13 protein-coding genes are annotated in these 6,324 nt (G+C 33.9%); all 13 read left to right on the top strand.

Translation table 11 applies throughout. From position 1 onward, the window contains the following. Positions 1 to 283 precede the first annotated feature (283 nt). The 13 genes from rpsJ (at position 284) to rplX (ending at position 6,306) form a co-directional block, all read left to right on the top strand. Positions 284 to 595 (top strand): 30S ribosomal protein S10, encoded by a 312-nt coding sequence (gene rpsJ, locus NSA58_RS02315; protein ID WP_018590366.1) that lies wholly within the window; start codon positions 284 to 286, stop codon positions 593 to 595. A 94-nt stretch (positions 596 to 689) separates the two neighbouring features. Then, complete coding sequence (gene rplC / locus NSA58_RS02310) at positions 690 to 1,319, top strand: 50S ribosomal protein L3 (protein WP_039680347.1); 630 nt, start codon at positions 690 to 692, stop codon at positions 1,317 to 1,319. Between the two features lie 27 nt (positions 1,320 to 1,346). Then, positions 1,347 to 1,970, top strand: a complete 624-nt coding sequence (gene rplD / locus NSA58_RS02305; protein ID WP_039680346.1) for a 50S ribosomal protein L4 — start codon at positions 1,347 to 1,349, stop codon at positions 1,968 to 1,970. After that, the gene (gene rplW / locus NSA58_RS02300) at positions 1,970 to 2,260 is read left to right on the top strand and encodes a 50S ribosomal protein L23 (RefSeq protein ID WP_039680345.1); all 291 of its coding nucleotides are present in this window, start codon (positions 1,970 to 1,972) and stop codon (positions 2,258 to 2,260) included. Before rplD ends, rplW begins: the two co-directional genes overlap by 1 nt. Before the next feature lie 30 nt (positions 2,261 to 2,290). After that, a complete protein-coding gene (gene rplB / locus NSA58_RS02295; RefSeq protein ID WP_039680344.1) occupies positions 2,291 to 3,121 on the top strand; it encodes a 50S ribosomal protein L2 in 831 nt (276 codons plus the stop codon). Positions 3,122 to 3,175: 54 nt separating this feature from the next. After that, positions 3,176 to 3,457 carry a 30S ribosomal protein S19 gene (rpsS, locus tag NSA58_RS02290; RefSeq protein WP_039680343.1) on the top strand — a complete coding sequence of 94 codons (282 nt, stop codon included), beginning with the start codon at positions 3,176 to 3,178 and terminating at the stop codon, positions 3,455 to 3,457. Between the two features lie 32 nt (positions 3,458 to 3,489). Continuing rightward, entirely contained in the window at positions 3,490 to 3,825 is a 336-nt protein-coding gene (rplV, locus tag NSA58_RS02285) for a 50S ribosomal protein L22 (RefSeq protein WP_074080191.1), read from the top strand. 21 nt (positions 3,826 to 3,846) lie between these two features. Further along, entirely contained in the window at positions 3,847 to 4,638 is a 792-nt protein-coding gene (gene rpsC, locus NSA58_RS02280) for a 30S ribosomal protein S3 (RefSeq protein ID WP_039680341.1), read from the top strand. A gap of 31 nt (positions 4,639 to 4,669) precedes the next feature. Next, positions 4,670 to 5,101 carry a 50S ribosomal protein L16 gene (rplP, locus tag NSA58_RS02275; RefSeq protein ID WP_039680340.1) on the top strand — a complete coding sequence of 144 codons (432 nt, stop codon included), beginning with the start codon at positions 4,670 to 4,672 and terminating at the stop codon, positions 5,099 to 5,101. A 1-nt stretch (position 5,102) separates the two neighbouring features. Beyond that, positions 5,103 to 5,306 carry a 50S ribosomal protein L29 gene (gene rpmC / locus NSA58_RS02270; RefSeq protein ID WP_039680339.1) on the top strand — a complete coding sequence of 68 codons (204 nt, stop codon included), beginning with the start codon at positions 5,103 to 5,105 and terminating at the stop codon, positions 5,304 to 5,306. 23 nt (positions 5,307 to 5,329) lie between these two features. Further along, positions 5,330 to 5,584, top strand: a complete 255-nt coding sequence (rpsQ, locus tag NSA58_RS02265) for a 30S ribosomal protein S17 (RefSeq protein WP_039680338.1) — start codon at positions 5,330 to 5,332, stop codon at positions 5,582 to 5,584. A 25-nt stretch (positions 5,585 to 5,609) separates the two neighbouring features. Continuing rightward, positions 5,610 to 5,978, top strand: a complete 369-nt coding sequence (rplN, locus tag NSA58_RS02260; protein ID WP_039680337.1) for a 50S ribosomal protein L14 — start codon at positions 5,610 to 5,612, stop codon at positions 5,976 to 5,978. 22 nt (positions 5,979 to 6,000) lie between these two features. After that, positions 6,001 to 6,306 carry a 50S ribosomal protein L24 gene (gene rplX, locus NSA58_RS02255; RefSeq protein WP_039680370.1) on the top strand — a complete coding sequence of 102 codons (306 nt, stop codon included), beginning with the start codon at positions 6,001 to 6,003 and terminating at the stop codon, positions 6,304 to 6,306. Positions 6,307 to 6,324 lie beyond the last annotated feature (18 nt).

Genomic DNA, 6,324 nt, shown 5'->3' with positions numbered 1-6,324 from the left:
ACATTTTCTAGCTAATAAGTCAACTTCATCTTCATCATTACCATACCAAGTTGTATTTTCCATTATTCTCTTTATATCAGCATATTTAGAAACACCATCATTAGATACTCCACAAGCTAACTCATTTAGTGTGCTTGAGAGATACGAATTGTAAGGAAAGAGAGTTAGCCCTAATATTTTAATATTTTTTACTTTTAAAAAACAGGAACACCCGGAACTGTGTATCGGTATTAAAATAAATAAAGGTTAATGATAAACAAGCGAAGAAGGAGGGAAATAAAACATGGCTAAAAATGAAAAAATAAGAATAAGATTAAAATCTTATGATCACAAATTATTAGATTTTTCTGCTGGTAAAATAGTTGAAACTGCTAAAAAAGCTGGATCACAAGTTTCAGGACCTGTGCCACTACCAACAGAAAAACAAGTAGTTACTATATTAAGAGCTGTTCATAAATACAAAGATTCTAGAGAGCAGTTTGAAATAAGAACTCACAAAAGATTAATAGACATAACAAACCCAACGCCTAAGACTGTTGATTCTTTAATGAAATTAGACTTACCAGCAGGTGTTGATATAGAAATAAAGTTATAAGAACAAACACCTAAGATATTATCCTATAAGGTGACTATCTTAGAATGATTACTAAATTAGGTAATCCGCTGTAAGAATTATAGGAGGTGCTAATATGAAAGGAATATTAGGAAAAAAAATAGGTATGACTCAAATATTCACTGAAGCTGGAGAAGTAGTACCAGTAACAGTTGTTGAGGCAGGACCAGTTGTTGTAACACAAGTTAAAACAATAGAAAATGATGGATACAATGCAGTTCAAGTAGGTTTTGTAGATGCTAAAGAGAAATCTTTAAACAAGCCTCAAAAAGGACATTTAGCTGCAGCTAACACATTAAAAAAACACTTAAAAGAGTTCAGAGTTGAATCTGTAGATGCTTATACAGTTGGACAAGAAATAAAAGCTGACGTATTCGCAACAGGTGAAATGATAGATGTAACAGGAATATCTAAAGGGAAAGGATTCCAAGGTCCAATAAAGAGACATGGTCAATCAAGAGGTCCAGAATCTCATGGTTCTAGATACCACAGAAGACCAGGTTCAATGGGAGCTTGTTCTTACCCAGGTAGAGTTTTCAAAAACAAAAAATTAGCTGGACACATGGGTAGCGTTAAAGTTACAGTTCAAAACTTAGAAGTAGTAAGAGTTGATGCTGAAAAGAACTTTATATTAGTTAAAGGTGCTATACCAGGAGCTAAAGGTTCAGTAGTAACAATAAAAGAAGCAGTTAAGGCTTCTAAATAAGACTAACCTAAGAAAGGAGGATGCACAATGCCAAAATTAAATGTATTGAATATGAATGGACAAAATGTTGGTGAAATAGAATTAGCTGATTCTATATTCAATGTTGAAGTTAACGAACATGTTTTATATGAAGTAGTTAAAAACCAACTTGCAAATAAAAGACAAGGTACTCAATCTGCAAAAACTAGAGCAGAAGTTAGAGGTGGCGGAAGAAAACCTTGGAAACAAAAAGGAACAGGTAGAGCAAGACAAGGTTCTATAAGAGCTGTACAATGGATAGGTGGAGGAGTTGCTTTCGCACCAAAACCAAGAAATTACAGATATACTTTACCTAGAAAAGTTAGAAGATTAGCTATGAAATGTGCTTTATCTTCAAAAGTACAAAACAACGAAATGATAGTATTAGACGCTTTAACAATGGAAGCTCCTAAAACTAAAGATTTCGCAGCTGTATTAAAAAACATAAATGCTGGTAAAAAAGCTTTAGTAGTAATGGCTGAGAAAAACGAAAACATAATAAAATCAGCAGCGAACATACAAGGTGTTGAAACTGCATTAGTTAATACTATAAATGTTTATGATATCTTAAAATACGATTCTTTCGTAATAACAACAGATGCTGTTAAAAAAGTGGAGGAGGTGTACGCATAATGACTAATCCACACGATATAATAATAAGACCAATCGTTACAGAAAAAAGTATGGCTGAAATGGCTGAAAACAAATACACATTTGAAGTAAGCAAAAAAGCTAATAAAACTGAAATAAAAAAAGCTGTAGAAACTATATTCGGAGTTAATGTTGAAAAAGTAAACACATTAAACTACGATGGAAAAGTTAAAAGAATGGGTAGAAGTGTAGGAAGAACTGCAAGTTTCAAGAAAGCAGTAGTTAAGTTAACTGCTGATTCTAAAGAAATAGAATTCTTCCAAGGAATGTAATACCTTTTATTAACATAAGGAGGAAAAAAGATGGCTATTAAAAAGTTTAAACCAACTTCTCCTGCCTTAAGACAAATGACAGTTTTAGTTTCTGATGAGATAACAACTAACCAACCAGAGAAATCTCTTTTAGTTTCTTTAAAGAAGAACTCTGGTAGAAATGCTCACGGGAAAATAACTGTTCGTCACAGAGGTGGAGGAAACAGAAGAAAATATAGAATAATAGATTTCAAAAGAAATAAAGATGGAATACCTGCAAAAGTTGCAACTGTTGAGTATGATCCAAACAGAACTGCTAACATAGCTTTATTAAACTATGCTGACGGTGAAAAGAGATATATATTAGCTCCAGTTGGAATAAAAGTAGGAGATACTTTAATGTCAGGACCAGATGCTGATATAAAACCAGGTAATGCATTAGCATTAAAAAATATGCCAGTTGGTACAATAATTCACAATATAGAATTAAAACCAGGAAAAGGAGCTCAGTTAGTTAGATCTGCTGGTGTTTCTGCTCAGTTAATGGCTAAAGAAGGAACAAAGGCTTTATTAAGATTACCATCAGGAGAAATGAGATATGTAGCTATAGACTGTAAAGCTACTATAGGACAAGTTGGTAATGCTGAACACGGTAACGTTGTTATAGGTAAAGCTGGTAGAGTTAGACATATGGGTATAAGACCTACAGTTAGAGGATCTGTAATGAACCCTTGCGATCACCCTCATGGTGGTGGTGAAGGTAGAGCTCCAATCGGTAGATCTGGACCAGTTACTCCATGGGGTAAACCTGCACTTGGATACAAAACTAGAAAGAAAAACAAAGCATCTAATAAATTAATAGTTTCAAGAAGAACTAAATAATAGATGATTAAATAGATTTTATGAATTTATTTTACTCAGAGAGGAGGAAATTAGATGTCAAGATCAACTAAAAAAGGACCTTTTGTACATGCTAGACTTTTAAAGAAAGTTGAAGAAATGAATGCATCAGGAAATAAGGAAGTTATAAAGACTTGGTCAAGAAGTTCAACAATATTCCCTCAAATGGTAGAGCACACTATAGCTGTTCATGATGGAAGAAGACATATACCTGTTTATATAACAGAAGATATGGTTGGACATAAATTAGGAGAATTTGTTCCTACTAGAACGTTCAAAGGACACAAAGACGACGAAAAGAGTAACAAGAGAAAATAATACCATTCTTACTAAGGAAGGAGGATATTAAAATGGAAGCAAAAGCAATTGCAAAATATGTACGTGTATCTCCAAGAAAAGCTGGACAAATATGTAGCTTAGTTAGAGGTAAAAACGTTGATGAAGCATTAGCAATATTAAAATTCACTCCAAGAGGTGCTGCTGCAGATATAGCAAAAGTTGTAAAATCTGCTAAAGCAAATGCTGAAAACAATCACGAAATGAATGCTGAAAACTTATATATAGAATCAATAGTTGCTAACCAAGGGCCAACAATAAAGAGATTTATGCCTAGAGCACAAGGTAGAGCTACTATGATAAGAAAAAGAACTTCTCACATAGAAGTAGTTGTAAAAGAAAAAAAATAGTCACAGATAGGAGGGAAATAAATGGGACAAAAGGTTAACCCACACGGATTAAGAGTCGGTGTTATAAAAGATTGGGATTCAAGATGGTTCACAACTGATAAAAAAGAGTTCGGAGCATTATTATTAGAAGACCACAATATACGTAAATTCTTAAAGAATAAATTATACTCTGCTGGAGTTGCTAAAATAGAGATAGAAAGATCTGCTAACAAGATCAAATTAGATCTTCATGTTGCTAAGCCAGGTGTTGTTATAGGAAGAGCTGGTGCAGGAATAGAAGCATTAAAAGCTGAGTTAGAAAAAATGACTAAGAAAAATATAATAGTAAACATAGTTGAGGTAAGAGCTATAGACAAAAATGCTCAACTTGTTGCTGAAAACATAGCTTTAGCTATAGAAAGAAGGGTTGCTTTCAGAAGAGCTATGAAACAAGCTGTTCAAAGAGCACTTAAAGCTGGAGCTAAAGGTATAAAAGTTGCTGCATCAGGTAGACTAGGTGGAGCTGAAATGGCTAGAACTGAAGGATACAGCGAAGGAAATGTACCTCTTCAAACTTTAAGATCTGACATAGACTATGGATTTGCTGAAGCTGATACTACTTATGGAAAAATAGGTATAAAAGTTTGGATCTGTCATGGTGAAGTATTACCAACTAAAAACGGAATAAATCCAAGAGAAGAAAGAAAAGATAATAGAAGAGACAGAAGAGATAACAAGAGAGATAATAGAAGAAGAGATTCTAGAGGAAATGGAAGAGGACAAAGACCTCAAGGACAAAGACCTCAAAGAACTGAAAACAAAGGAAATAAATAATATATAAGGTTCGAGGAAGGAGGAAACACTCATGTTAATGCCAAAAAGAGTAAAACGTCGTAGAGTTCACAGAGGTACTATGGCTGGTAAAGCTCAAAAAGGTAACAAAGTTACTTACGGAGAGTTCGGTTTAATGGCCATGGAAGCATCTTGGATAACTTCTAATCAAATAGAAGCTGCCAGAATAGCTATGACTAGATATATAAAAAGAGGCGGGAAGGTTTGGATAAAAATATTCCCTCATAAGCCAGTAACAAGAAAACCAGCTGAAACTCGTATGGGTGCTGGGAAAGGTTCTCCAGAATATTGGGTAGCCGTAGTTAAACCAGGAAGAGTTATGTTCGAATTAGCAGGTGTAGATGAAGCGAAAGCTAGAGAAGCTATGAGACTTGCTGCACATAAACTTCCAATCAAATGTAAATTTGTTAAAAAAGAAGATTTAGAAGTAAAGGGTGGTGAATAGGATGAAAGCTAAAGAACTAAGAGATTTAACAAGCGAAGAGCTAATGAGTAAATTAAATGACTTCAAAAGTGAATTATTTAGCTTAAGATTCCAATTAGCTACTGGTCAATTAGAAAACACAGCAAGAATTAAGTTTGTTAAAAAAGATATAGCTAGAGTTAAAACTATCCTTGCTGAAAGAAAGTTAAACGAAACTAGAGCTTAATTTGGAGAGGAGGCTTTTTAAACATGGAAAGAGGAAGAAGAAAAGTTAGAATAGGCCGTGTTGTAAGTAACAAAATGGATAAAACTATAGTAGTTGCTGTTGAAGATTTCGTACGTCATGAGTTATATAACAAGCCTGTTAAAAGAACTAAAAAGTTCAAGGCTCACGATGAAAACAATGTATGTTCAATCGGAGATAGAGTTAAGATAATGGAAACTAGACCTTTATCAAAAGATAAACACTTCAGACTAGTAGAAGTTATCGAAAAGGTTAAATAGTTTTGCGAAAAGGAGGTATTACGATATGGTACAACAAGAATCACGTTTAAAAGTTGCTGACAATTCTGGTGCAAAGGAACTTTTATGTATCCGTGTATTAGGTGGAAGTAAAAGAAGATATGGTAACGTAGGTGACGTAATCGTTGCTACTGTTAAAAGTGCAACACCTGGTGGAGTTGTAAAAAAAGGTAAAGTTGTTAAAGCTGTTATAGTTAGAACAAAAAAAGGTATAAAGCGTAACGACGGATCTTATATAGCATTCGATGAAAATGCTGCAGTTATAATAAAAGACGATAAAACTCCAGTAGGAACTCGTATATTCGGGCCTGTTGCAAGAGAGTTAAGAGATCATGAATTTATGAAAATAGTATCTCTTGCTCCAGAAGTACTATAATAAGGAGGTGCAATAGGACATGATGCGTGTTAAAAGAGAAGATACAGTTGTTGTTATAGCTGGTAAAGATAAAGGTAAAACAGGGAAAGTTGTTAAAGTATTCCCTAAGACTAACAAAGTAATAGTTGAAGGTGTGAACGTAGTAACTAAACACCAAAAACCAAGTGCTATAAACCCACAAGGTGGAATAGTAAATAAAGAAGCTGCTATACACGTTTCAAATGTAATGCCAGTTGATCCTGAAACAGGAAAAGGAACAAGAGTTAGATTTGAAATGAGAGATGGTAAAAAAGTTAGAGTAGCAGTTAAGAGCGGAAAAGAAATATAATATAGCTTGAAAGGAGGG

Origin of the sequence: Terrisporobacter muris, assembly GCF_024621905.1 — a bacterium.
Classification (GTDB): Bacteria; Bacillota; Clostridia; order Peptostreptococcales; family Peptostreptococcaceae; genus Terrisporobacter; species Terrisporobacter muris.
This window is presented reverse-complemented; position numbering and strand designations above follow the sequence as displayed.